Genomic DNA, 23539 nt, shown 5'->3' on the forward strand with positions numbered 1-23539 from the left:
GTCTGAGTGTTCGTTCAGATTGTCGCGCCGCCGGGTTCGGCCTCAGCTGAGCCGGCGGATTGCCTGCGTAGCTTCGTTTTCGACGCCAACCTAGCCGCCCAAGAGGCCAGCGGCGATCCCGCTGCCAGCGGTTCCCCGCGCCGTGTGCTTCAGCGCCTGCAAGGCTCCACAGAGTCTCGCACCTATCTCTTCGGGTTGACTGACTCCGCCTTGGGGCCGGCTGGTGAACTAGGTCTACCCGTTATCTCAGCGGCAGAGCCCAGCCCCGAAGTCGATTTCGATGGCTTCATCCACATCTCTCTTCCACTCTTGGAGGAAACAGAGAACGCCGATATCGAATGCGTCCTCGCCGCGGATCTCCTGCCCTTGCCTGGGGAGGATCTAGAGCCAGAGGCTCTCGACGTGACGCGAGCCCTCGCCCGCGAGGCACTCCGGATTACCCGCCAGCTGGGCCGCACGACTGCCCAGGTTGGCATACTGTACCCGCCAGACGCGGACCATACCTATGACCCAATGTCGCAGGCCTACCTTGAGCTCGGGTTTCGTCGCAAGCATGCCGAGCGCCAAATGTTCGTCGAAATAGCCCCCACTCCTCCGGTGGTTGGAGCGCAGGTGTGGCCCGACTACGACATCCCGGAAGAGCTGCTTGATGATGTCCTGCGCCTGCTCACCCTAGCCTCCACCGACGCGGTCTACGGTGACTTAAGCGTCGAGCCCATCGTGTGGACACGACAGCGCCTGAATGAAGCGCACGCACGGCTGCGCTCGCGCAAAGCGCATACGCTCCTCGTCGGCATTGTTGAACAGGGACGCGTCGTCGCACTCACCGAGCTCTCCCGCCACGGCGATGCGGACCCTGAGGTATGCGAGTGGACTCTTACCGTGACAGACCGCGAACAGCGCCGCCGTGGCCTGGCTACACGTGCCAAGCAGCATGCCCAGTATGCGGTGGCGCACCACTGGCCCGACGTCCGCCGGGCTTACTGCTCAGTTGCCCAGGCGGATCCGGCGATGAATGCGCTCTACAAGCGCCTCGGCGCGCACGTCATCTCGGCGAGCAGCGCCTACGAGTTGACCGTGGAGAACGGATAGTCGGTGTAGCCGTGCGCTCCACCCGTATAGAACGTGGTCTCATCCGGCGCAGTGACAGGAAGCTCTTCCTGCCAGCGGCGAACGAGATCTGGGTTGGAGATGGCCAACCGGCCCACGGCCACGGCATCACCGTGGTGTACTAGTTCCTCGGCTTCCGCGCGCTGGGTCACCTGTCCAAACCCCGAATTCAGGATGACACGGGTACGCCCGTTAGCACGCGCTTCGGCGCTCAGCTCAGTAATGAGCTCACCCGTAGGCGCTGCATGCAGGAAGGAGACGTAGGCCAAACCAAGGTCTGCGACAGCGCGCAGCAACCTACCATAGGTGGCACGCACATCCGCAGCGTCGGTTTCCTCAATGCCCTGAATATTGTGCTGCGGGGACAGGCGCAGCGCTACGCGGTCGGCTCCGATCTCCTTCGCCACGGCACGCAGGATCTCTACTACCAGGCGGTAGCGCTTCTCCGGGGTTCCGCCGTAGGCATCCTCTCGGTGATTCGAGCTCGGAGAAAGGAACCGGTGCAGCAGATAACCGTTCGCACCATGAAGCTCCACGCCATCCATCCCCGCATCGATGGCATTGCGGGCAGCTTGGCGGAACTCATCGACAATGCGCGGTAGCTCCTCGATGTCGAGGGCGCGGGGCACCGGGCACTCCTTGCGGGATTCGAAATCCCGTACCGCAGTGCCTGGCGCCAGCGCAGAAGGTGCCACCGGTTCTGCCCCCTCGAGGAGGCTGTCATGAGACAGGCGCCCGCCGTTCATCACCTGCATGAAAAATGCGTCCCCCGGCTTCGTGTACGGAATCGGCCACACGCCGCCAGCCGGAAATCTGTTCCGAAGTTTCGATACCGGGCCGGCCAGGGAAAGCGCGGCTTGTCACCGTGGGAAATACGCCCTCCGTCACGATAAGACCCATGGAGGCACGCTGTGAATAGTACGTCTCATGCAGGGGCGTGGGGACGCCATCGCGACCTGCCCGTGAGCGGGTCAACGCTGCCATGGTCACGCGGTTTGGCAGGGTTAGTCGTCCCAATTCAAGTGAGTCGAAGAGTGTAGTCATGCACTCCACAACACGAATCTCGTAACGCTTATTCCTCGCCCTGCTGGCGCCGATGGCGGGAGGCCGCGCGGGAGCGGCGGTCGTCGATAAGCAGCGGATTCTGTTCTGCCGGCAGCTCGGTAGCGGCTTCGGTCTGCAGGACTCCCACGTGATCGAGATGACCGGCGACCTCACGCACGCGTTCCGCGGCGGCCAACTGCTCGGGGCTGCGGCGCAGTGCTACCTGGCAGTACACAAGAAAGGCCACCAACGTCGAGAAGACGCCCACGTACATACCGATGGCCGCGCCATCCGCGGCGCTGTCCCGGTACCAAAATCCCCACAGATTAGCGAAGAAAGAAATCGTCGTCATCATCCACGCTACGAGGGCCAGCTTGGTCCGGCGAGTGATAATCGTGGCGGTGGTTAAGATCCCCACTCCACCCAGCGCTAGCCATGCGCTGACGGTTTCCATGAGGGAGATACGCACGCCCTCGGCCGTTCCACCGACGAAGAGAGCTTCCCAGCCGCGGGCATCACCGGCATAGGGCAAAACCAAGTAAGCAGCCCACGCCAGGACAGACACGATGAGCGCATATTTGTGCTTTCCCAATTCGAGAGTCTGCGCTGCGCGCTTCTCAGCAGCGACGGCGTCGTGAACGGACTTCAAGTCATCACTCATAAAACGGAGCCTACCCCCTTTTAGCAGCCGCATGAATCGGCAGGAGCAATGGGCTTGCCGACGCCCGGCAACCCCAGCCCCACACCAATCGGTGCCGTCGTGGGCGTCTGCCCCGACGCCGACATATCGCCGGCCTTCGTGCGACGGTGCTCGCTGATTCCGGAATCAGCCACCAGGAAAAAGGAGCCTGCATCCGTCACGGTGGCGTGCACAACATCACCGGGGCGAATCTCCGCAGAGATGTCCTTGCCCGCGGCATCGACTGGTGCGAAGTGAACAAGGCGACCATCACGCGCGCGTCCGGTGAGGCGGTGGGTCTCGGCGGCCTTGCGGCCGCCTTCCGCCTGCACCAACAGCTCTACATCAGTGCCGACAAGCTTGGCGTTTTCCTCTGCCTGAATGGAATCCTGGAGGGCGACAAGGCGCTCGAAGCGCTCCTGCACAACTTCCTTGGGGATTTGGTTATCCATCTCTGCGGCCGGGGTGCCGGGGCGCGGCGAGTACTGGAAAGTGAAAGCGGAGGCGAATCGGGCGCGGCGAACCACGTCCATCGTGGCCTCAAAGTCCTCCTCGGTTTCTCCCGGGAAGCCCACGATGATGTCGGTGGTAATTGCCGCGTGGGGCATCTTCTCACGAACTTCGTCGAGAATCCCCAAGAACTTTTTCGTGCGATAGGAACGGCGCATGTCCTTGAGGACCTTGTCAGATCCAGACTGCAGCGGCATATGCAGCTGCGGGCACACAGCCGACGTCTCCGCCATGGCATCAATAACGTCGGAGGTGAACTCGGCCGGGTGCGGCGAGGTAAAACGCAAGCGCTCGAGGCCCTCAATCTTGCCTACCTCGCGCAGCAGCTTGGAAAAGGCGAAGCGATCACGCGGCAGGTCTGGGTCTGCGAAGTTGACGCCATAGGCGTTGACGTTCTGCCCTAACAGAGTTACTTCGGACACGCCTTGATCCACCAAGGCCTGAACTTCTGCGATGATATCTCCGGGGCGGCGGTCTTCCTCTTTACCACGCAGCGAAGGGACGATGCAGAAAGTACAGGTGTTATTACAGCCTACGGAGACCGAGACCCACCCGGCATAGGCGGATTCGCGCTTTGCCGGAAGTACGGAAGGGAAGGCCTCGAGGGCATCGACGATCTCCACCTGCGCTTCATTGTTGTGACGTGCACGCTCAAGCAATGCCGGGAGGGCCGCCATGTTATGGGTTCCGAAAACCGCGTCTACCCACGGCGCGTGGTCCAAGACGGTGTCCTTATCCTTCTGCGCCAAGCATCCGCCAACCGCGATCTGCATGCCGGGATGGTTTTCCTTCGTCTTCTTCAGCGCACCCAGGGTGCCGTACAGGCGCTTGTCGGCGTTCTCGCGCACGGCGCAGGTGTTGAAAACGATGAGGTCGGGTTCGTCGCCTTGAGGCACAGCCGAGTAGCCGGCCTCCTCGAGCAGGCCGGAAATGCGCTCGGAATCATGAACGTTCATCTGGCAGCCAAAGGTCCGCACCTCATAGGTGCGGGGCTGGTTATTAGTTACGGGGGAGCTCACGTGGGGACATTCTAACTGGCCCACCCCACTACTCATAATGCCGCGACCGCATATAAGAGTTATGGATTTGTTACACAAACCTCCCCGTCTCCCCTAACCGCCCGCCTATTCTTCTACATATGATTCAGCTCACCCTAAATGAGGAGGTGTGATGTGACCGACCATTCCGGCCCGATGATCAAGATGGACGGAGTCAATAAGTACTTCGGTGACTATCACGCGCTCCGCGATATCAACGTGGAGATTGGCCGCGGCGATGTCGTCGTTGTTCTCGGTCCGTCCGGCTCCGGCAAGTCCACCCTGTGCCGCACCATCAACCGGCTTGAAACCATCGACGAGGGTTCTATCGCGATCGACGGCACTCCTCTTCCCGAAGAGGGACGCGAGCTAGCCAAGCTGCGTGCGGATGTGGGCATGGTGTTCCAGCAATTCAACCTCTTTCCGCACAAGACCATCAAGGACAACGTCACACTGGGGCCTATCAAGGTCCGCAAGATGAAGAGGTCCGAGGCCGAAGAGCGTGCAATGCAACTGCTTGACCGCGTTGGAATTGCCAATCAGTCAGAAAAGTACCCTGCACAGCTCTCCGGCGGCCAGCAACAGCGTGTCGCCATTGCGCGTGCCCTGGCTATGCGGCCGAAGGTGATGCTCTTCGACGAACCTACCTCAGCTCTCGACCCTGAGATGGTCAACGAGGTGCTTGATGTCATGACAGACCTAGCCAAGGAAGGCATGACCATGGTCGTGGTGACCCACGAGATGGGCTTTGCTAGGCGCGCGGCCGACCGCATCCTCTTCATGGCTGACGGGTCCATCGTCGAGGACACCGACCCGGAATCCTTCTTCACCAACCCACAATCAGAACGAGCAAAGGACTTCTTGGGCAAGATCCTGCAGCACTAAACAGCTACCAGCTCACCTTATTTTCTCTACCTTCATTCATTTTCAACTCACCTCATCAAGGAGAATCTCATGTCCCGCACCTTCAACCGCATTACTGCCACCGCCGCCGTCATCGCCGCATCCAGCGCTCTGCTCGTTGCGTGTGGTGATTCGTCCGACTCCGCTAGCGGAGGCGAGGGTCTTCTCGGCGCTATCGAGTCTGGCTCTGTCACTCTAGGCACCAAGTTCGACCAGCCGGGTCTGGGCCTGCGCGAGGGCGATGGTTCTATGACCGGCCTCGACGTTGACATTGCCACCTACGTGGTCAACCACATTGCCAAGGATAAGGGGTGGGAGGAGCCGGAGATCGAGTGGCGCGAGACTCCGTCCGCGCAGCGTGAAACTCTGATCGAAAACGGCGAGGTTGACCTCATCACCGCAACGTACTCCATCAACGCGTCCCGCGCGGAAAAGGTTAATTTCGCTGGTCCATACCTCATCACCCACCAAGCGCTTCTTACCCAGGCTGATAACAAGGAGATCACTGGGCTCGAGGGCCTCGACGGCAAGATCCTGTGCTCTGTCACCGGCTCCACCCCAGCGCAGAAGGTGAAGGAGGCTCTGCCCAGCGTGCAGCTGCAGGAGTACGACACTTACTCCTCCTGTGTGGAGGCACTGAGTCAGGGCAACGTAGACGCCATGACTACCGACGCCACGATCCTTAACGGCTACGCCGCCCAGAATCCCGGAAAGTTCCAGGTCGTCGAGTTGGAGAAGGACGGCAAGCCCTTCACCGATGAGTACTACGGCGCGGGTCTGAAGAAGGATGATCAAGAGGCGACAGACGCTGTCAACAAGGCCCTGGAAGAGCTGCATTCCTCCGGCGAATTCGACCAGCTCGTAGCCAAGAACCTGGACAAGGGCGAGGGCATCGACGAGGCCACCGTCGGTGACCTCTCCTTCCTCAACTCCTAAACGCTCGATTAGCCCCCACCTAGCCTGCGCCGAGGACATACCGCCTCGGCGCAGGCCCGTTAGTAGGAGATTTCTATGGAATCCATGTGGGCCGCACTAGGCCCCGAACTATGGCCAGCCTTTTGGCTTACCATCCAGCTGACGTTCTGGTCTGCCATCGGCGCAATGATCCTCGGCACCATCCTCACTGCCATGCGTGTCTCCCCCGTGAGAATCCTGCGGTGGATTGCCACGACGTACATCACGACGGTGCGCAATACCCCCTTGACTCTCATTATTCTGTTTTGTTCCTTTGGCCTGTACCAGAACCTAGGGCTCACGCTTGCTAGCCGGGACTCTTCGACCTTCCTAGTGGATAACAACTTCCGCCTCGCCATCGTCGGGTTCATCTTGTACACCTCGGCATTTGTTGCGGAATCCTTGCGCTCGGGAATCAACACAGTGGACTTCGGCCAAGCCGAGGCAGCCCGCTCGCTGGGCTTGAGCTTCTCACAGACCTTTAGCACGATCGTCTTCCCTCAGGCAGTACGTGCGGCAATCGTCCCCCTGGGAAACACGCTCATCGCGTTGACGAAGAACACCACGATCGCCTCCGTAATCGGTGTGGCGGAAGCTTCCCTACTGATGAAATCCACCATTGAGATGCATGCGAGCCAGCTCTTTGTCATCTTCTTTATCTTCGCGCTGGGCTTCATCATCCTGACCTTGCCCATGGGCTTAGGCCTAGGCAAACTCTCCGAAACTGTGGCGGTGAAGAAATAATGGCTGTACGCGCAACCGTGCTTTACGACGCCCCCGGCCCCAAGGGCAAGCGGCGCAATCTCATCTATACCGTCATCACCGTCGTTCTCTCGCTAGCTGCACTGTATTGGGTGCTGTCTACATTGGGTGAGCGCGGGCAACTCGACTCCGCGTTATGGACCCCTTTTCTTAACAGCCAAACGTGGACCACGTACCTGCTCCCTGGCCTGCGCGGAACGATCCTTTCCGCTGTAGCATCCATCATCTTGGCCATCGTGTTCGGCGTCATCTTCGGCCTAGGCCGATTGAGCGAGAACGTCATCGTACGCGGCGTATGTGGTGTGGTCGTGGAATTCTTCCGCGCCATCCCCGTCCTGCTGCTCATGATTTTTGCCTACCAGCTTTTCGCCATCTATAACGTAGTTCCGTCGAAGCAGCTGGCGTTTAGCGCCGTGGTCTTCGCGTTGACCCTCTACAACGGCTCTGTCGTCGCAGAGATTCTGCGCTCCGGAATCAAGTCGCTGCCCAAGGGGCAAACTGAAGCCGCTCGAGCGCTGGGTCTTTCGCATGGGCAAACGATGCGTACCATTCTGCTCCCGCAGGCCGTAGCCGCAATGCTTCCGGCCCTCATCGCCCAGATGGTTATTGCGCTCAAGGACTCTGCCTTGGGCTACCAGATTGGCTATGTCGAGGTGGTGCGCTCCGGTATCCAATCGGCGTCCTACAACAAGAATTACCTGGCCTCGCTCATCGTCGTTGCGATCATCATGATCCTCATCAACTGGGGGCTGGGCCTCCTGGCCGAACGCATCGAACGTCAGCTTCGAGCGGGCCGTGCGCGCCGGAACATCATCGCTAAAGTTCCGGAGCAACCAGACCAAGGCTTGGACACCAAAGACCAGGTCAACGTTGATTGGCACTCAGAAAGCTATACAGAAATCCGCAACCCGGACGAATAGAAACAGCTAGGAGAGCTCGGCGATGCGCGCATCCAGCACTTCGATGGAAATACGCATCACCAGCTCCTGGCGATAGCCGCGCCGCGCGAGTGTTCCTACAATGCGACGCAGGAACTTGTCCCTCTCATGGCGGTCGGCGGGAACACTCTTCAAGGTTCGCGCCTTTTTCTCCGCTACGCGGCGCGCTACGGCCTCCTCAGATTCCTCGGTAATCTGCTCTAGGGCCGCTGCGCGATCGGCGGCCTCAACACCCTTCTCCTTGAGTTCCACATTGAGGGCACGGGCCGACTTACCGCGCCGCGCGTGGCGCTGCCGCACCCACTCCTTGGCGAAGGTTTCATCATCAACGAGCCCCACCCCTGCAAGGTCATCGACCACGTCCTCGACCACATCGGGCTCAAAGTCCGCCGCGACAAGCCGGTCACGCAGTTCCTTGCGGGAACGTGCACGTTGATCTAGCAAGCCTAATGCTCGGGAGCGCACGGGCGCCTTCGCTGCTTCAGCATTCGCATCAACAAGCTGGCCACCCGCGTCCCCCGATTCATAGGACTCGAGAGCTTGACGTAGCTTCTCTAGCTTCTCTGGTGAAGGTTGTGCCATTGCGCCTGTTTAGTCGTCGTCGAAATCGACGTTCGGTACCAGATCCACAGCCTCATCCGTCAGCGGATCGTCTGCACCCGGCACATCCATGGCGACGTCCTCACCAGCTTCGGCTGCGGCAGCACCCACGCCGAGCTTGACGAAGATCTTCTTCTCAATCTCATCCGCCAGATCGGGGTTGTCCTTGAGGAAGTTGCGGGCCTTTTCCTTGCCCTGTCCCAGCTGATCGCCTTCGTAGGTAAACCACGAGCCAGATTTCTTAATGAACCCGTGTTCGACACCCAAGTCAATGATGGAAGACTCGCGCGAAATGCCTTCGCCGTACATGATGTCGAACTCAGCGATCTTGAACGGCGGGGAAACCTTGTTCTTCACCACCTTGAGCTTGGTGCGGTTACCGATGGCATCTTGGCCGTCCTTCAAGGTTTGGATTCGGCGGATATCGCAGCGCACAGAGGCGTAGAACTTCAGTGCCTTACCACCCGTGGTGGTTTCCGGCGAACCAAACATCACGCCGATCTTTTCACGCAGCTGGTTGATGAAGATGGCGGTAGTCCCCGAGTTGTACAGAGCACCCGTCATCTTGCGTAGCGCTTGAGACATGAGACGGGCTTGGAGGCCAACGTGGCTATCTCCCATCTCGCCCTCAATTTCCGCCTTGGGCGTCAAGGCGGCTACGGAGTCAATCACGATGATGTCGATAGCGCCAGAGCGCACGAGCATATCTGCGATTTCCAGAGCCTGCTCACCGGTATCCGGCTGGGAAACCAAGAGGTTATCCGTGTCCACGCCAAGCAGACGCGCATACTCAGGATCGAGCGCGTGCTCCGCATCGATAAAGGCTGCGATGCCGCCGGTCTTCTGCGCCGATGCGATGGCATGCAGAGCAACGGTGGTTTTACCCGAAGATTCAGGTCCATAAATCTCTACGATGCGACCGCGCGGGAAGCCACCGACGCCCAGCGCAATGTCGATGGCCGTATTACCGGAGGAAATGGCCTGGATCGGCGGGCGGTCATCGTCACCAAGACGCATGACGGCTCCTTTGCCAAAATCCTTCTCAATCATCGCCATTGCGGCATCGAGGGCTTTCTGACGATCATCGCCCTTGCTAGCCGCCGAGGACTTCTTCTTCGTAGCCATTTATTTCCTCACTATCGTGCGTCAGTTAGTGTGCAGTGCTGTATGTCATTAAGCAGTGCTGTATGTCATTAATGGGGGCACCTAGTTAGACTGCCATGAAGCAACTTCGGTTCCCAGGCGCGTCGCATTGTGTTTTCCGGCATCGCTCCGGTTCCATCACATGCCACGAAAGTACCCTAACGTTTCCACCAGACCACAACCCACAATACACACACAAGTGTTCGATTGGCCATTCGAGCAATGCGCGTGTCTGAGACCTAATCCAACGCCTCGCCACCTAGCGAAGTTTCCAGGGGCCGCCCTGCTCGGTACGGACGAAAGACACCTGCTCATCAGCCGGCAGTACGGCAACTACCCCGCCCAGCGCGCTACAGAGATCCAGCTCATCAAGAGAGGCCCTGCTGCTCATATACTTCGACACTCCACGCCCCTGCGCATCCCGATAAATCTCAACACTCCCCGAGCTTGGCGGCACCCATTCATCGTCCTCGTCGGTACCGCCCTGCCAGGTTCCTGCACTAGCGTTTATGACATCGTCCTCGACAGCCCCAGGGCAGATGAAGATTACACGGTGATATTCGGAATCGAAGATGTCGCCGACGCGCATGTCGACGCTGCCAGGCTCCCCTTCCTCCACTCCGGCCGCTTCTTCGATATTTTCGATGACATTCGCGGAACCTATCAACGAACATCCAGCCACGCTCGCCAGCGCGATACCGGAAAGAAGCGCTACCGCACTGACACGAGCAAGCCCTATGACATGCTCCATCTTCTTTCTATTTGCCATGCCTCGAGCTTACCCCGTTCGGGGTAGTTTCAATCCCTAAAAGCCGTGCTTGAACACTGTTCAAAAGTGCCTATTTGCTGCGCAGTTAGCCCTCTAGATAAACTTTGGCCCATGAAAAAGAATTCCGTCGCGACTGACATCGCGTACGTCGCGGTCTTCACCGCGCTCATCATAGTCTTTGCCTTCGTCTCTATCCCCACCCCCACCGCTGGCGTGCCCATCGTTCTTCAAAACGCCGTTATCATCCTGGCTGGCCTAGTCCTCGGAGGCCGCAGGGGCTTCTTCGTTGGCCTACTCTTCCTGACCCTCGGCCTCGTCGGCCTCCCAATCCTCGCCGGCGGCCGCAGTGCCCTGAGCGCCATCGCCGGCCCCACTGTGGGTTACCTTGTCGGCTACGTCGTCGCCCCAGCCATCGCCGGTCTTATCGCCTACCGCGCGCCGCGAAACAAGGGAGGCATGACGGTTGTCCTCGCCGTCGCCGGCGTCGTCGGCCTGGCGGTTCAGTACGTGTGCGGAATCTTTGGCCTGATGTTCCGCTCTGACATGTCCTTCGGGGCAGCCACCGTGGCTCAGGGCCCGTTTGTCATCCCAGATCTCATCAAAGTCGCCGTGATGGTTGTCATCGCCGTCGGTGTGCACGCAGCATTCCCCGACCTTATGGGGCGACGAGCTAAAGCGAAGTAGCGCCAGTGCCAAAGATTGACTTCCGCAACGTATCCGTCACCTTCGACGAAGCACCTGTGCTCGAAGATATTTCTCTCTCATTGAGCGAACAGCGCATCGGTATTATCGGCGCCAATGGAGGCGGGAAATCCACTCTCGTCCGGCTCATCAACGGCCTTGGTGAACCTTCACGTGGTGAGGTCTTGGTGGATAACGTGGACGTCGCCAAGCACGGCAAAGAGATTCGCCGCCAGGTAGGCTTCGTGTTTTCCGATGCCGAAAACCAGATCGTGATGCCGCATGTGCGCGATGACGTGGAGTTCTCCCTTCGCCGGCTCAAGCTGTCTCGTGAGGAGCGCACCGCGCGCGTCGACGCCGCCCTCGAGCGCTTCGGCCTGACACCGTTAGCTGAGCAGTCCCCGCACACTCTGTCCGGTGGGCAGAAGCAGCTCCTCGCGTTGGCCGCGGTCCTGGTCATGGAACCCACCGTCATCATTGCTGATGAACCCACGACCTTGCTGGATCTGCGCAACCGTGACCGCATTCGCCGCGAATTTGCGCAGCTCGAACAACAACTCATCGTGGTTACCCATGACCTTGATTTTGTCTCTGATTTCGATCGCGTTCTGTGCATCGATAACCACCACGTCGTAGCCGACGGATCTCCCGACAAGGTCATTTCCTTCTACACCGAACTCATGAAATCCCGCCCGCTCTAGAGTCATGCCTAAAAACATCCCCCTCGGCTTCTACGTCGACGCCGATACCATCATTCATCGCATACCGGCGGCGGTGAAGTTCCTTGTGCTCATCGGCTTCATCCTCGTGACCTCGCTGGCTGTGCACACGCTTCCTTGGGCGGCGGCCAGCCTCTTCCTCCCGCTCGTGCTCTTTCCCGTCGCCCGCATCCCGTTTCGCGTCGCACTCGGCCAGCTGGCCCCTCCCCTTTACCTCCTCGTTGCGCTCGCGGCCTTTCAGTGGTGGCAAAAGGATTTTCTGTCAGCTGCGATCATGTTTCTCACCATTTACGCAGCGATCAGCGGGGCGGTGCTGCTGACGCTGACAACGAAAGTGTCGGAGATGATGGACTCCCTCGATCGCGCCCTCGCGCCCCTGGGGCGGCTCGGCGTCCCTGTTGAGAACATCACGCTGGCCATGTCTCTTACCATTCGTCTGCTCCCGCTCATGCTGGGAACGGTCGTCGAAGTATTGGACGCACGAAAAGCCCGGGGTGCCACGGCATCTCTAACCGCCTTCGGCACCCCGGTTATCATTCGCTCAATCCGCCGAGCACGCGCGATGGGTGAGGCACTTCAAGCCCGCGGCGTCGGAGACTAAGCCTTACTCACCGCGCAACTCGCGCAGGCGAGCCTGGACGGCATCGTCCTGCACGTTCGGCTGAGCCTTAGTCTCTGCCGAACCGATTGCCTGCTGGGAATTTCCCTCCACTGCCTTCGGGTTATTCATTTCCGCGCGGATCTGCTCGAGACGGGAGTGGCCAGCCAGTTGCACGCCAGCCTGCTCGATCTCCTGCATGCGGTTAGACACGGAGTTCTCGGCGAGCTCGGCCTGGCCCAGGGCCTTAGAGTAGCGGCGCTCAATCTTGTCACGCACAGCATCCAGCGAGGGCGAGTTACCGTTTGCGGAGAGCTCGTTCATCGAGTTGAGGGACTCGGAGACCTTCTCCTGCATCTTGGCCTGCTCGAGCTGCGACAGCAGCTTGGAGCGCTCGTTGACTTTCTCACGAAGCGCCATGCCGTTGCGTTCGACGGCCTTCTTGGCCTGCTCCGCCTGCTGCAGAGCCTGATCGTGGAGCTTCTTAGTGTCCTCAACAGACTGCTCAGCGGTAACCAGCTGGGCGGCGAAGGCTTCAGCCGCGTTTTCGTACTCGGTCGCCTTCTGTGCATCGCCTTCGGCACGGGCCTTGTCCGCAAGGCTCAGAGCGTTACGGGTATTCTGCTGCAGCTTTTCAATCTCACTCAAACGACGGTTCAGCTGCATCTCCAGCTGGCGCTGATTACCAATGACCGCAGCGGCCTGCTGTGACAGCTCCTGATGCTGGCGCTGCGCCTCCTCGATTGCCTGCTCAATCTGAACCTTCGGGTCGGCGTTCTCCTCGATCTTGGAATCAAAGAGAGCCATCAAGTACTTCCAGGCTTTTACGAATGGGTTCGCCATAACAGGAGGTGCCTTTCTCAGCAGTTCGTTGTGTCAATAAGGTGTGTAACAAGAATATTTCCTGCTTGCCTAATAGTAGCGAAGCAGACAGTATTCCGTCGCGGTTCTATAGTTCCGATGCAGCGGGTGCGGTGGACGCGAGCTCCTCATCCATCGATGGCAGCGCCATGTATCCAGCCGCCTCGATGAGGACATCGGAAACACTGGCGTCAAGGGCATGACACACGGAAGCCAGAAGCTCGGAGGAAACCTCTTTGCGGCCGCGCTCCAACTCCGACAGATATCCTGGGGACACACGCGCCGCAGCGGCGAGTTCGCGAAGTGTTACTCCCTTATCCGCACGGAAGGCGCGAAGCGTCAATCCGAGGGCCTCGCGCAAAAGCGGCTCTGGAGTCCGCGTCGATCGCGCCGTGGTCTGAATGGGCTTGTCAAGTAGTGCAACTGAAGTGTTCATCACTCCGTACAACGTCCCAGCGCCCCTACTTGTTCCCACAAACAGCTACTTTTCTTCAAGAGTTGATAGGAGAAGACTCAATGCCGCCTCAACGGCAGCGAAACGAATCGCGTTACGCCCTTCATCCGAAAGCTCATACAGAACGCCACGCTTGGCGACGTCCCCGCTGATTCTCCCGCACAAGCCCACGTACACCGTGCCCGCAGGTTTGCCTTCCTGGAGGTCCGGCCCGGCTACACCAGTCAGCCCTACCCCCCAATCTGCACGCGTTTCAACGACCGCCGCCTCAGCCATCTGCGCAGCAGTCGCAGCAGACACCACGCCTTGCTCCTCAAGTTCTTCCACGGTGGTGTTGAGAAAATGAGCCTTGACCTCTGTCGCATACGTCACCAGCCCACCCCGCAGCACCGCCGAGGCTCCCGGGATGCACGCCACAGTCGCAGCGGCTAGACCAGCAGTAAGGGACTCACAGAACGCCACAGTTTCACCGCGTTCGCTGAGCGTGGATACTAGTTGCGCCTCGATGCTCATTGGTTCTCCCTATGGCCATCAATGAGGTACTGGATGCCGGTCAGGACGGTAACGAAGGCGGCGGCCAACATAACGAGGAGGCTCGGAAGGTCCATCCACCCTGGCAGCGGACAAAGATACAACGCCACCGCCAAGGTCTGCAGAGCTGTCTTGAGTTTGCCGCCTTGGGAGGCCGGAACTACCTTGCCTTGGCGGAGCAAGTAGAAGCGCCAGATGGTAATGCCGAACTCGCGGAACAAAATGACGACGGTAATCCACACGGGCAAAGCACCAGTAATGTTGAGACACACGAAAGCCGCGGTCATCAGAGCCTTATCCGCGATCGGATCCGCAATCTTGCCAAAGTTGGTAATCAGCCCTCGCGAGCGCGCGATATCGCCATCCAATTTGTCGGTGAGCATGAGGAGCGCGAAGCAGCCGAAGGCCCACCACTCATGCCCGCCGAGCACCAGCCAGGCAAACAAGGGGATAAAGAGGATGCGCAAACTCGTCAGGATGTTGGGCAGGTTCCAATTGGAGACCTCGGGGTTTACATCCGTGGTTTGAGATTGGTTGCGCGCAGCCTGAGAATCATTCACGCTCTTCATCCTACCGTGGCCTCCCTGCCACTCGAGCGAGCACTACCATGGTCGTTATGAAGTACTTCGCAGTCTCCTATGAATACAATCCATCTAACCCGGTCATTGCTGAGGTGCGTCCACAGCACCGCGAGTTCATCGGCGCGCTCCACGACAAGGGCCAGATCTGTGGCTCTGGTCCCTACACCGATTCCAAGGGCGGGGCGCTCATCGTCCTGCAATTTGAGGACGAGTCCGTAAAGGTGGCCGATGTCATCGCTCTCATGGATCAGGATCCCTTCTACACCGAAGGCGCTGTCACTGGGCGCGCCTTCCGCGAGTGGAATCCCGTTATCAATTCCTTCTAAACCCCGCTGCCCGAGTTTAGGGCAGCTCGGACTTGGGAAGCTCGTCCGCCTTGCCGACGAGCTCACCCTCCTTGTTGCGAACGATCTTGTTGCCATAATCGTCCCAGTCGTAGTGGTTGTGGGAAATCACCACACCACCCTGGGCTTGGTCGCGTTTGTCCTTCCACACCGACAACAACACCGTCACGAGGAGGACGCCAACGATGACCAGCAGCGACACCATGGTCGTAATTTCCGGTACCGCACTGACATTCTCGCCGCCGTTGATGAAGGGCACGTTGTTCTCATGCAAAGCGTGGAAGAGCAGCTTGACACCGATGAACAGCAAGATGATACCCAGGCCATAAGGCAGGTAAACCAAGCGATCCAACAGACCATCGATGAGGAAGAACATCTGGCGCAGACCCATGAGAGCGAAGGCGTTGGTGGTAAAGACCAGGAAAGGCTCCGAGGTAATGCCGTAGATAGCTGGGATGGAGTCGAAGGCAAACATGACGTCGATAAGCCCGATGGCCGCCAACGCAATAAAAAGCGGGGTCAGGGCAAACTTGCCCTTCTTTTCACCTGACTCTTCACGGTGAGTGAGCTTGTCGCCGTGGTAGCGCGGGGTTACGTGGACCACCTTGCGCAGCCACTTGACCACCAGCATGTCATTGGGATCGGTCTCAGGCGTGCCATTAATCTCATCAATGAGCAGCTTCACTGCGGTGTAGATGAGGAAGATTGCGAAGATGTAGAAGACATCAGACCATGCAGCGATGATAGCTGCGCCCATCAGAATGAAGGCCAGACGGAAGACCAACGCCAGCACGATGCCAATGAGCAGCACCTTCTGCTGATAACTGCGCGGGATTTTGAAGGATCCCATGATGAGAGAGAAGACAAACAGGTTGTCCACACTCAGCGCCTGTTCCGTTACCCAACCGGTGTAGAACTGCGCTGCGTGCTCGCTATCCCACAACACCCACACGACACCGCCAAAGACGACGGCCATCGCCATGTAAAACAGGGTCCAGCCGCCGGATTCCTTAATGGTCGGCTCATGTGGTGAACGAACATGACTGTAGAAGTCGAAGATGAAGAAGCCTAGGAGCACCGCGATGGTGATGGCCCAGACCCACAGTGGCACATGCATAATGAGATATCCCTCCGGTCGACACGACAATAAAGACCGGAGGTCTCCCCCGCTAGCAAGCCGATGTCACAGCCTCGCTAGCCGACGCGACCGGGAACTGTACCGCAGTTGCCGTGTTGACGATCAACGCCGTGGATTGGGGTACTCCCCTCCAAGACTCGTCCTATCCTACACGGAACTTAGAACGCGCCAGTGGAGGGGTTAGCGGAAATTTCAACGGTGCGGGAATCGGCAGATCCATCCTCGCTCCCGCCAGCACCTTCAGCGTCTTGGACTTCCTTCGGGGCCTCTGCTGGGTCAGCGCCCTTGATCATCCAGATGATGGTGTCGAGCTCCTCCGGCTTGACCAATACCTCACGAGCCTTGGAGCCTTCGGAAGGACCGACCACACCGCGCGACTCCATGAGGTCCATGAGTCGACCGGCCTTGGCAAAGCCGATGCGCAGCTTGCGCTGGAGCATCGACGTCGAGCCCAGCTGGGAGGTGACCACAAGGTCGACGGCCTCCAAGAGATCGTCCATATCCTTGCCGATCTCCTCGTCGATCTCCTTCTTCGCCTCCGAGGCCTTATCGTCCGTCACGCCTTCCGTGTAGTTCGGCGAGCCCTGTGCCTTCGCGGCGTCGACAACCGCCTGCACCTCCTCGTCGGAGACGAACGCACCCTGCATACGCACCGGGCGGCCGCCCTGCGGGATGAAGAGGCCATCGCCCATACCGATGAGCTTCTCGGCTCCACCCTGATCCAGGATGACTCGAGAGTCCGTAAGCGAGGACGTCGCAAAAGCCAGACGAGAAGGAACGTTGGTCTTAATAAGACCGGTCACCACGTCCACGGACGGTCGCTGCGTTGCCAGCACCAAGTGGATACCGGCCGCACGTGCCTTTTGAGTAATGCGAACGATGGAATCCTCAATTTCCTTCGGCGCCGTCATCATGAGGTCCGCGAGCTCGTCCACGACGCACACGATGTACGGGTACGGGCGCATCTCCCGCTGGGAGCCGGCAGGAGCCTGGTATTCGCCACTGCGGACCTTCCGGTTGAAGTCCTCGATCTTGCGCACGCGGGCAGCCTGCATGTCCATGTAGCGCTGCTCCATCTCTTCCACCAGCCATTGCAGGGCTGCCGCGGCCTTCTTCGGCTGCGTGATGATGGGGGTGATGAGGTGCGGGATACCTTCGTACGGGGTGAGCTCCACCATCTTCGGGTCGACGAGGATGAGGCGGACGTCTTCCGGAGTCGCGCGGGTCAACAGCGAGACCAGCATGGAGTTCACGAACGCCGATTTACCCGAACCGGTTGCGCCGGCCACGAGCAGGTGCGGCATCTTCTTCACGGAGAATGAGGTGTACTGCCCCTCGATGTCCTTGCCCAAACCGATAAGCATGGGGTCATGGTCGGCACGCAGTGCCGGGGAATCCAGGACGTCGCGCAGACGCACCATCTCTCGGTCCGCATTGGGCACCTCAATGCCAACTGCGGACTTGCCCGGAATCGGGGTGAGCAGGCGCAGGTTATCCGTCGCGACGGCGTAGGCCAGGTTGGACTGCAGGTTCGTAATCTTTGAAACCTTAACGCCTGGGCCCAGCTCGATTTCGTATCGCGTCACTGTCGGTCCGCGACTAAAGCCGGTGACTTGTGCATCGACCTTGAACTCCTCGAAGACCTCGGTGATGGCCTCGATGATGCGATCGTTAGCCTCCGTGCGTGCCTTCGCAGGTTTGCCGGCGGTGAGCAGGTCCGTCGTCGGCACATCGTAGCCGCCGCCCAGGGCAGTGTCTTCCGCACCACTCGGAGCTGCGGGCGTTTCTTCGGCTACGCTCTGAGCCTCGTCCTCAACCTTGGCGCCCGTTCGTGCATCACGTCCGGAGCGTTCCTGGAACATCCGCACTGCCTCGGAATGCGCGGCGGAGACCACGTCTTCTCCCACTGAGCCAGCCGACGCTGCGCTTGCCGACGCCCCCGCAGCCGCCGCGCCCAGTGCCGCACCGGCAGCACCGCCGACGTCCACGCGCGGACGCTTCATCGGTGTTGGCTTGGGCTCTGGCTTTGGTTCGACTTTCTGCTCCGGTTGCGGAGTTGGCTGCGGGGCTGGCTCAGGATCCGGTACGACGGGGAACTCGTCGGTATCATCCGCGCGGCTATCAAAGCTCGGGCGGCCGTGCTGCACCGGCTCCTGGTTTGCAGGCTGCGCCGCGGAGTCAAAGGACACCGTGGCGTTCTCATCCGGTAGCTGCCTTGGGGGCTGCTTCGGGGTCTGCTTCGGGCGCGGGCGCGGAGTATATGCCGGGCGCGCGGGACGCTCGCGGCCTTCGGCGATGGCGTCGATGTCATCACTGACGTAGTCGTAGTCGTCCGCGGGGGCGTCGTCAAGCAGCTCCTGATCTGAACGATTCTTCCTGTCACGCAGGCCGCCGACGAGCGCCGCACATTGCGCGGCCACAAAATCATATGCTTCACGCAGGGTGATGCCCGTGATATTGAGTGCCCCATACACAATGAGCAAGAAAAGCAAAGGCACCGCGACGTAGCTAGAGAAAGCCGCTACCAACAGTTCACCTATTGCATAGCCGATAGCACCGCCAGCCTCCCCGGCGGCATTGTTATTCCAGGTCAGCTTCGGAAGACCTGCAAAGATGTGAATGAGGCTGAGCATGCACACCACGATGAGGGCCGTGCCGCCCACCACGCGTGGCTTGAAATGGCCAGCTGGACCGGACAGATCCATCATGAGCGCAATGGCGACGGCGACCAGCGCGACGGGAAGAACATAGACGCCCGCGCCAATCACATAGCGCACAGCGTTGGTGAGGTACTCACCGATAATGCCGGCCACCTGGAACCACGTGGCGCAAGCAAGGACGATGGCCACGCCGATAAGCACAAGAGCGACCGCATCTGGATTGGAGACGCGGATGCTCTTCTCAGTGTGAGCTGGACGCTCCATGACCGTCGTCGGCATCTCACTGTCGACGTCGCGCGCTCGCGTTACCTTGCTCTTTGCCGGAACAGCGCTATCGACTTTGTTGCTCTTTTTCTTGTTCTTCGCGCGTCCAGAAATTTCCCCTGGCTCCCTTAACTCGTCGTAATCATCGTAGGCACCCTCGTCATGAGCAGCATCGTAGGCGGAGTCATAGAGGTCGTCATCTCGACTCCCCGTATCTACCGGCTTGAGACCGGCAAGGCCGTGCCCGACCCCTCGCGCCATGCTTCCCACGCCTCGGGCGGTAGCGCCAAAAACGGTTCCCAGTCCGCGGCCAACGGCGCGAAAGGCGCTGCCGGTCCTCTCTTCGGAGGTCTCGGCAGCGCGGGTTGCGGAGGTCAGCGAATAGCTTGTGCGGCCCGATGGCCGCGACCGATTGGCGGTGCGACCTCGGCCGGAGGCGCGAGACGGAGCGTTCTTGACAGACATGCCTGCCACTTTAGTAGCAAATGCACCATTAACAACATGCGCCACACGCGTGCACTGAAGATTTTAGCCAGTTCAGCCTACAGACTTGACCTAACGACGGCGGATGAATCCCCGTCAATCTCAACGCGAGCCGCCTCGCGACCGAACGCCCATAGGAGCAACTCGGAAACTGCCCCACGGACCCGCACCACGTTGTCCCCCTTCGCTGCCACACGATGTTTATCCGCCGCGACGAGTGGCGCAAACCCAGCCGGCTCCAGCACTACCGGAAGGCGAGAGTGCGCCAACAGCCTTAACCCGAGAAACTTTAGCGGTGCGAGCAACTCCTTCTGCACCGCTAGCGAGAAATCACGCGGTTCGCTGTGCCCATTGGCCCGGCGTAGGTCTTCGTGGTGCACAAAATGCTCTGCGGTGTTGAGCACTGAATCCACGTAGCGCATAGGGTTGAGCTTTCCCAATCCCCTACCCCAGTCATCCACCAGTTCCTCAAAATCTCGCGCACGGACTTCCTCCATGATGCTGTCCGCATGGGAAGTCAGCGCTGGAACAAAAGAACTGATGACGACGTCGGGCCGGTTTTCGCGGATCCAGAGGTGCGACACGAGGTCGCGGGCCGTCCACCCTTCGCACAACGTTGGGGCATCAGGGCCAAGTTCATGGAATAACGCCACCATCTTGGTGCGCTCTGCTGAAGAAAACGACATGCGCCCCAGCATACCTACGGTCGGTAGGAACGCTGGGGCGCTGTCTACCTAGACGTTAGAGTGATTCACGGGAAGCGTGGACTTCATCGTCGTCAGGCATCAGGACATCCGAGTTCGTCGGCACGATGGTCGGCAGAATGACCGGCTCGCGCTTGTACTTGGAATCCATGAGCTTCGAGACCTTGCGGCGCAGCTTCTGCACCATGCGGTAGGTATCGTTCTCCCCCTCGGCGGCGAGGTCATTCATGGTGTTTTCCACCATCTCAGCTACCTCGGGCACGATACCGCGGTCATCGTCGGAGAAGCCCGTCGTGGACACCGTCGGATGCTCGAGCAGACGGGAGGTGCGGTTGTCGATGACACAGGTGATGGAAACGACACCACCCGCGCCCAAGTTGGTGCGATCTGCAAGAGTATCGGCATCGACATCACCCATCGACACGCCATCGACGTAGAGGTTGCCCACCGGGATCTGGCCGACAACCTCGGCGCGACCATTGCGCAGATCGACGACGACGCCGTTCTGGGTCAAGACCACGCGGTCCCGTGCCACACCAGTGGAGATAGCCAATTCCTTGTTCGCGCGCAGGTGGCGCCACTCGCCGTGCACGGGCATGGCGTTCTTCGGGCGGGCGGCGTTGTACAGGAACAGCAGCTCTCCGCCGTAGCCGTGGCCGGAGGCGTGAACCTTAGCTTCTTTGTTGGTGATGACCTCAGCGCCAATCTGGGAAAGCATGTTGATAACGCCGAACACAGCCTCCTCATTGCCTGGAATCAGGGAGGAGGAGAAAATGATGAGGTCACCATCGCGAACCGTGATCTGGCGGTGCTCGCGGCGGGCCATGCGGGACAGCGCCGCCATCGGCTCACCCTGGGTACCGGTGGTAATGAGCAGCACCTTATGCGGAGCCATCTTGGCTGCCTCATCGATCGGGATAATGGTACCGCGCGGGACCTTGAGGAAGCCCATCTTCTCCGCGATTTCCATGTTGCGCATCATGGAGCGGCCGTTGAAGGCAACCTTTCGGCCGGCTGCTACGGCGGCGTCGATAGCCGCCTGCACGCGGTAAACGTTCGATGCAAAGGTGGCGATGATTACGCGCTGCTTGGCACCAGCCACGAGGCGCTTGAAGGTTGCCGGAATATCGCCCTCAGAGGCAGAGACACCTGGAATGTTGGCGTTGGTCGAATCACACAGCATGAGGTCCACGCCCTCATCACCGTAGCGCGACAAGGCCGGCAGATCCGTCGGACGGTTGTCCAGCGGGGTCTGGTCCAGCTTGATGTCACCGGTGTGGATGATGTTGCCGGCCGGGGTGCCCAGCATGACGCCGAGTGCATCTGGAACGGAGTGATTCACTGCCCAGAAGCGGCAGCGGAACGGACCGTAGTTCACATCGGACTTCTCGTTGACCTCTACAAACTTAGGTTTCTGACGGTGCTCCTTACACTTGGCCGCGATCAGCGCGATAGTGAAGCGCGAAGCCACAATTGGAATATCCGGGCGCAGCTTCAGCAGCCACGGGATGGCACCAATGTGGTCCTCGTGAGCGTGGGTTACAACGAGAGCCTTGACCTTGTGAATCTTCTTCTCGATCGGGCCAAAGTCCGGCAGGATCAGGTCAACGCCAGGCTCACCGGAGGACGGGAAGAGCACGCCACAGTCGATGATGAGCATCTCGTCCTGGTACTCGAAGACGGTCATGTTACGACCGATCTCAGAAATACCGCCCAGGGCATAAATACGCAGCGAATCCTTCTGCTGCTTCGGCGGCTCCGGCAGACGCTTCGTCAGATCCGCGCCCTGCATGGACTTGGGAACGTTGCGGCGGCCACGGTTGTTATTACGGTTGCGATTGTTGTTGCGGCCACCGTTGTTGTGGTTGTTGTTGCCGCCGCGACCGCGACCACGGCCGCCACGGGAACCACGAGAACGGGAACGACGGTTGCCGTCCTCAGAATTCGAGTTATTCGAGTTATTAGACTCGTTCGAATTATTGCCGGATGCAGCCGATTCATTCGGTGCTTGGAAAACCGGCGAAGCCGCCTCATTCGAGGCGGTCTCAGTCTCCGCAGGCGGGCCCGCCTTGCGGGTTACCTTGCGGGAGCGGTTACGGGATTCAGTCATTCTTAAAGGACTCCAGCCTTCTCCAAATCGTGGCGGAGAGCCTCAACCTCCTCCGCGTCAGCCGCGGATACCGGAAGGCGAGGGTCCCCTACTTCAATACCCTGCAGACGCAGGGCAGCTTTAACAAGAGTTACTCCGCCCAGACGGCCTTGCGCCTGGATGAGCGGGGTTAAAGTTTTCGCGTTAATCTCTCGTGCACGTGCAATATCGCCTTCATCGAAGGCCACGTAGAGATCAGCCAGGGCGCGCGGAGCGAGGTGACCAATCACGGAAATGACACCTGAAGCACCAAGGGCAAGCCAGGGCAGGTTAAGGCCATCATCTCCGGAGTACCATGCCAAACCGGTCTCCTGGATAAGCGGTGCGGCCGCAACAAGGTCGCCCTTAGCGTCCTTGACGGCCTGGATGTTCGGCACGTCCGCGAGACGAAGAAGGGTCTCCGTCTCAATCGGAATGCCCGAGCGGCCAGGAATGTCGTACAGACAAATTGGGAGGTCCACGGCGTCAGCCACAGCAGTAAAGTGCGCGTACACACCAGCCTGGGAAGGCTTGGAGTAATACGGGGTAACAACCAAAAGGCTATCCGCACCTGCATCAGCAAAGGCGCGTGCCGCCTCGATGCTGGTAGCGGTGTTGTTGGTTCCCGCACCAGCACAGAGGGCGGCTCGGTCCCCTACCTCTTCCTTCACAGCCGCAAACAGCTCCAGCTTTTCATCCAACGACGTCGTAGGTGACTCACCCGTAGTACCCGAGAGGATGAGCGAGTCGACGCCGTTATCAACAAGATGAGCTGCTAGGCGACGCCCTGCAGACACGTCCAGCGCACCGTCCTGGTCAAACGGGGTGACCATCGCTACGCCCACGCGTCCGAAAGTGTCGACGCCTGTCTGTGCTGTCATACCTGTGCTCATAGGCGTCAAGATTACCCGCTTTGCACCTTATTAGCTGAATCGGGGCGTTGC

At 59.6% G+C, this 23539-nt stretch carries 23 protein-coding genes and 1 pseudogene; 9 read left to right on the forward strand and 15 right to left on the reverse strand.

The window, feature by feature from the left end:
- Positions 1–6: 6 nt before the first annotated feature.
- Entirely contained in the window at positions 7–1092 is a 1086-nt protein-coding gene (locus tag HWX44_RS02985) for a GNAT family N-acetyltransferase (protein ID WP_071409754.1), read from the forward strand.
- Here HWX44_RS02985 and HWX44_RS02990 read toward each other — a convergent pair.
- The 3 genes and pseudogenes from HWX44_RS02990 to miaB all read right to left on the reverse strand — a co-directional run bounded on the left by HWX44_RS02990 (position 1065) and on the right by miaB (position 4398).
- A pseudogene (locus HWX44_RS02990) lies at positions 1065–2154 on the reverse strand (alkene reductase). The gene HWX44_RS02985 and the pseudogene HWX44_RS02990 overlap by 28 nt on opposite strands.
- Positions 2155–2182: 28 nt before the next feature.
- Positions 2183–2815, reverse strand: coding sequence for an Rv2732c family membrane protein (locus tag HWX44_RS02995; protein WP_175973104.1), 633 nt, complete (start codon positions 2813–2815; stop codon positions 2183–2185).
- Positions 2816–2835: 20 nt separating this feature from the next.
- Positions 2836–4398 (reverse strand): tRNA (N6-isopentenyl adenosine(37)-C2)-methylthiotransferase MiaB, encoded by a 1563-nt coding sequence (miaB, locus tag HWX44_RS03000; RefSeq protein ID WP_175973106.1) that lies wholly within the window; start codon positions 4396–4398, stop codon positions 2836–2838.
- Between the two features lie 138 nt (positions 4399–4536).
- Between miaB and gluA the strand changes: the two genes are divergently transcribed.
- From gluA to HWX44_RS03020, 4 genes are all read left to right on the forward strand, one after another.
- Complete coding sequence (gene gluA / locus HWX44_RS03005; RefSeq protein ID WP_175973260.1) at positions 4537–5265, forward strand: glutamate ABC transporter ATP-binding protein GluA; 729 nt, start codon at positions 4537–4539, stop codon at positions 5263–5265.
- 69 nt (positions 5266–5334) lie between these two features.
- Complete coding sequence (locus HWX44_RS03010; protein WP_175973108.1) at positions 5335–6219, forward strand: glutamate ABC transporter substrate-binding protein; 885 nt, start codon at positions 5335–5337, stop codon at positions 6217–6219.
- Positions 6220–6294: 75 nt separating this feature from the next.
- Positions 6295–6981, forward strand: a complete 687-nt coding sequence (gene gluC / locus HWX44_RS03015; RefSeq protein ID WP_175973110.1) for a glutamate ABC transporter permease GluC — start codon at positions 6295–6297, stop codon at positions 6979–6981.
- Entirely contained in the window at positions 6981–7919 is a 939-nt protein-coding gene (locus tag HWX44_RS03020; protein ID WP_046649359.1) for an amino acid ABC transporter permease, read from the forward strand. Before gluC ends, HWX44_RS03020 begins: the two co-directional genes overlap by 1 nt.
- A 6-nt stretch (positions 7920–7925) precedes the next feature.
- Here the strand turns inward: HWX44_RS03020 and recX are convergent, their stop codons facing one another.
- The 3 genes from recX to HWX44_RS03035 form a co-directional block, all read right to left on the reverse strand.
- Positions 7926–8519, reverse strand: coding sequence for a recombination regulator RecX (gene recX, locus HWX44_RS03025; RefSeq protein ID WP_046649358.1), 594 nt, complete (start codon positions 8517–8519; stop codon positions 7926–7928).
- A 9-nt stretch (positions 8520–8528) separates the two neighbouring features.
- The gene (gene recA / locus HWX44_RS03030; RefSeq protein ID WP_049157561.1) at positions 8529–9662 is read right to left on the reverse strand and encodes a recombinase RecA; all 1134 of its coding nucleotides are present in this window, start codon (positions 9660–9662) and stop codon (positions 8529–8531) included.
- Positions 9663–9939: 277 nt separating this feature from the next.
- Positions 9940–10449 (reverse strand): hypothetical protein, encoded by a 510-nt coding sequence (locus HWX44_RS03035; protein WP_175973112.1) that lies wholly within the window; start codon positions 10447–10449, stop codon positions 9940–9942.
- 111 nt (positions 10450–10560) lie between these two features.
- Between HWX44_RS03035 and HWX44_RS03040 the strand changes: the two genes are divergently transcribed.
- The 3 genes from HWX44_RS03040 to HWX44_RS03050 are packed head-to-tail and all read left to right on the forward strand — an operon-like array spanning position 10561 to position 12450.
- The gene (locus HWX44_RS03040; protein WP_175973114.1) at positions 10561–11133 is read left to right on the forward strand and encodes a biotin transporter BioY; all 573 of its coding nucleotides are present in this window, start codon (positions 10561–10563) and stop codon (positions 11131–11133) included.
- Positions 11134–11138: 5 nt separating this feature from the next.
- The gene (locus tag HWX44_RS03045) at positions 11139–11831 is read left to right on the forward strand and encodes an energy-coupling factor ABC transporter ATP-binding protein (RefSeq protein WP_049157567.1); all 693 of its coding nucleotides are present in this window, start codon (positions 11139–11141) and stop codon (positions 11829–11831) included.
- Positions 11832–11835: 4 nt separating this feature from the next.
- Positions 11836–12450 carry an energy-coupling factor transporter transmembrane component T family protein gene (locus tag HWX44_RS03050; protein ID WP_175973116.1) on the forward strand — a complete coding sequence of 205 codons (615 nt, stop codon included), beginning with the start codon at positions 11836–11838 and terminating at the stop codon, positions 12448–12450.
- Between the two features lie 3 nt (positions 12451–12453).
- Here HWX44_RS03050 and HWX44_RS03055 read toward each other — a convergent pair whose 3' ends face one another.
- The 4 genes from HWX44_RS03055 to pgsA all read right to left on the reverse strand — a co-directional run bounded on the left by HWX44_RS03055 (position 12454) and on the right by pgsA (position 14862).
- Positions 12454–13290, reverse strand: coding sequence for a PspA/IM30 family protein (locus tag HWX44_RS03055; protein ID WP_049157571.1), 837 nt, complete (start codon positions 13288–13290; stop codon positions 12454–12456).
- 106 nt (positions 13291–13396) lie between these two features.
- Positions 13397–13744 (reverse strand): helix-turn-helix domain-containing protein, encoded by a 348-nt coding sequence (locus tag HWX44_RS03060; protein WP_175973118.1) that lies wholly within the window; start codon positions 13742–13744, stop codon positions 13397–13399.
- 45 nt (positions 13745–13789) lie between these two features.
- Positions 13790–14275 carry a nicotinamide-nucleotide amidohydrolase family protein gene (locus HWX44_RS03065; RefSeq protein WP_175973120.1) on the reverse strand — a complete coding sequence of 162 codons (486 nt, stop codon included), beginning with the start codon at positions 14273–14275 and terminating at the stop codon, positions 13790–13792.
- Complete coding sequence (gene pgsA, locus HWX44_RS03070; RefSeq protein WP_175973122.1) at positions 14272–14862, reverse strand: CDP-diacylglycerol--glycerol-3-phosphate 3-phosphatidyltransferase; 591 nt, start codon at positions 14860–14862, stop codon at positions 14272–14274. The genes HWX44_RS03065 and pgsA overlap by 4 nt, the downstream gene beginning before the upstream one ends.
- 47 nt (positions 14863–14909) lie before the next feature.
- On the opposite strand from pgsA, the gene HWX44_RS03075 reads away from it, so the two are divergent.
- On the forward strand, positions 14910–15200 hold the full coding sequence (locus tag HWX44_RS03075; RefSeq protein WP_049157577.1) for a YciI family protein: 291 nt from the start codon (positions 14910–14912) through the stop codon (positions 15198–15200).
- A 16-nt stretch (positions 15201–15216) separates the two neighbouring features.
- On the opposite strand, the gene HWX44_RS03080 is transcribed toward HWX44_RS03075, so the two are convergent.
- The 5 genes from HWX44_RS03080 to dapA form a co-directional block, all read right to left on the reverse strand.
- Positions 15217–16335, reverse strand: a complete 1119-nt coding sequence (locus HWX44_RS03080) for a TerC family protein (protein ID WP_175973124.1) — start codon at positions 16333–16335, stop codon at positions 15217–15219.
- 179 nt (positions 16336–16514) lie between these two features.
- Positions 16515–19745, reverse strand: coding sequence for a DNA translocase FtsK 4TM domain-containing protein (locus HWX44_RS03085; protein WP_175973125.1), 3231 nt, complete (start codon positions 19743–19745; stop codon positions 16515–16517).
- A gap of 77 nt (positions 19746–19822) precedes the next feature.
- Positions 19823–20461: a TIGR03085 family metal-binding protein gene (locus tag HWX44_RS03090; RefSeq protein WP_175973127.1), complete on the reverse strand. Its 639-nt coding sequence runs from the start codon at positions 20459–20461 to the stop codon at positions 19823–19825.
- 43 nt (positions 20462–20504) lie between these two features.
- The gene (locus HWX44_RS03095; protein ID WP_175973129.1) at positions 20505–22577 is read right to left on the reverse strand and encodes a ribonuclease J; all 2073 of its coding nucleotides are present in this window, start codon (positions 22575–22577) and stop codon (positions 20505–20507) included.
- A 2-nt stretch (positions 22578–22579) separates the two neighbouring features.
- Positions 22580–23488 (reverse strand): 4-hydroxy-tetrahydrodipicolinate synthase, encoded by a 909-nt coding sequence (dapA, locus tag HWX44_RS03100; RefSeq protein ID WP_175973131.1) that lies wholly within the window; start codon positions 23486–23488, stop codon positions 22580–22582.
- Positions 23489–23539 lie beyond the last annotated feature (51 nt).

The sequence above is a fragment of the Corynebacterium sp. Marseille-Q2823 genome (genome assembly GCF_903645345.1).
GTDB lineage: Bacteria > Actinomycetota > Actinomycetes > Mycobacteriales > Mycobacteriaceae > Corynebacterium > Corynebacterium hiratae.

Excerpts from the sequence above, each read along its gene's own strand:
- HWX44_RS02995 (WP_175973104.1), bottom strand. The coding sequence starts at position 2,815 with ATGAGTGATGACTTGAAGTCCGTTCACGACGCCGTCGCTGCTGAGAAG.
- miaB (WP_175973106.1), bottom strand. The coding sequence starts at position 4,398 with ATGAGTAGTGGGGTGGGCCAGTTAGAATGTCCCCACGTGAGCTCCCCC.
- gluA (WP_175973260.1), top strand. The coding sequence starts at position 4,537 with ATGATCAAGATGGACGGAGTCAATAAGTACTTCGGTGACTATCACGCG.
- HWX44_RS03010 (WP_175973108.1), top strand. The coding sequence starts at position 5,335 with ATGTCCCGCACCTTCAACCGCATTACTGCCACCGCCGCCGTCATCGCC.
- gluC (WP_175973110.1), top strand. The coding sequence starts at position 6,295 with ATGGAATCCATGTGGGCCGCACTAGGCCCCGAACTATGGCCAGCCTTT.
- HWX44_RS03020 (WP_046649359.1), top strand. The coding sequence starts at position 6,981 with ATGGCTGTACGCGCAACCGTGCTTTACGACGCCCCCGGCCCCAAGGGC.
- recX (WP_046649358.1), bottom strand. The coding sequence starts at position 8,519 with ATGGCACAACCTTCACCAGAGAAGCTAGAGAAGCTACGTCAAGCTCTC.
- recA (WP_049157561.1), bottom strand. The coding sequence starts at position 9,662 with ATGGCTACGAAGAAGAAGTCCTCGGCGGCTAGCAAGGGCGATGATCGT.
- HWX44_RS03035 (WP_175973112.1), bottom strand. The coding sequence starts at position 10,449 with ATGGCAAATAGAAAGAAGATGGAGCATGTCATAGGGCTTGCTCGTGTC.
- HWX44_RS03040 (WP_175973114.1), top strand. The coding sequence starts at position 10,561 with ATGAAAAAGAATTCCGTCGCGACTGACATCGCGTACGTCGCGGTCTTC.
- HWX44_RS03050 (WP_175973116.1), top strand. The coding sequence starts at position 11,836 with ATGCCTAAAAACATCCCCCTCGGCTTCTACGTCGACGCCGATACCATC.
- HWX44_RS03055 (WP_049157571.1), bottom strand. The coding sequence starts at position 13,290 with ATGGCGAACCCATTCGTAAAAGCCTGGAAGTACTTGATGGCTCTCTTT.
- HWX44_RS03060 (WP_175973118.1), bottom strand. The coding sequence starts at position 13,744 with ATGAACACTTCAGTTGCACTACTTGACAAGCCCATTCAGACCACGGCG.
- HWX44_RS03065 (WP_175973120.1), bottom strand. The coding sequence starts at position 14,275 with ATGAGCATCGAGGCGCAACTAGTATCCACGCTCAGCGAACGCGGTGAA.
- pgsA (WP_175973122.1), bottom strand. The coding sequence starts at position 14,862 with ATGAAGAGCGTGAATGATTCTCAGGCTGCGCGCAACCAATCTCAAACC.
- HWX44_RS03075 (WP_049157577.1), top strand. The coding sequence starts at position 14,910 with ATGAAGTACTTCGCAGTCTCCTATGAATACAATCCATCTAACCCGGTC.
- HWX44_RS03080 (WP_175973124.1), bottom strand. The coding sequence starts at position 16,335 with ATGCATGTGCCACTGTGGGTCTGGGCCATCACCATCGCGGTGCTCCTA.
- HWX44_RS03085 (WP_175973125.1), bottom strand. The coding sequence starts at position 19,745 with ATGTCTGTCAAGAACGCTCCGTCTCGCGCCTCCGGCCGAGGTCGCACC.
- HWX44_RS03090 (WP_175973127.1), bottom strand. The coding sequence starts at position 20,461 with ATGCTGGGGCGCATGTCGTTTTCTTCAGCAGAGCGCACCAAGATGGTG.
- HWX44_RS03095 (WP_175973129.1), bottom strand. The coding sequence starts at position 22,577 with ATGACTGAATCCCGTAACCGCTCCCGCAAGGTAACCCGCAAGGCGGGC.
- dapA (WP_175973131.1), bottom strand. The coding sequence starts at position 23,488 with ATGAGCACAGGTATGACAGCACAGACAGGCGTCGACACTTTCGGACGC.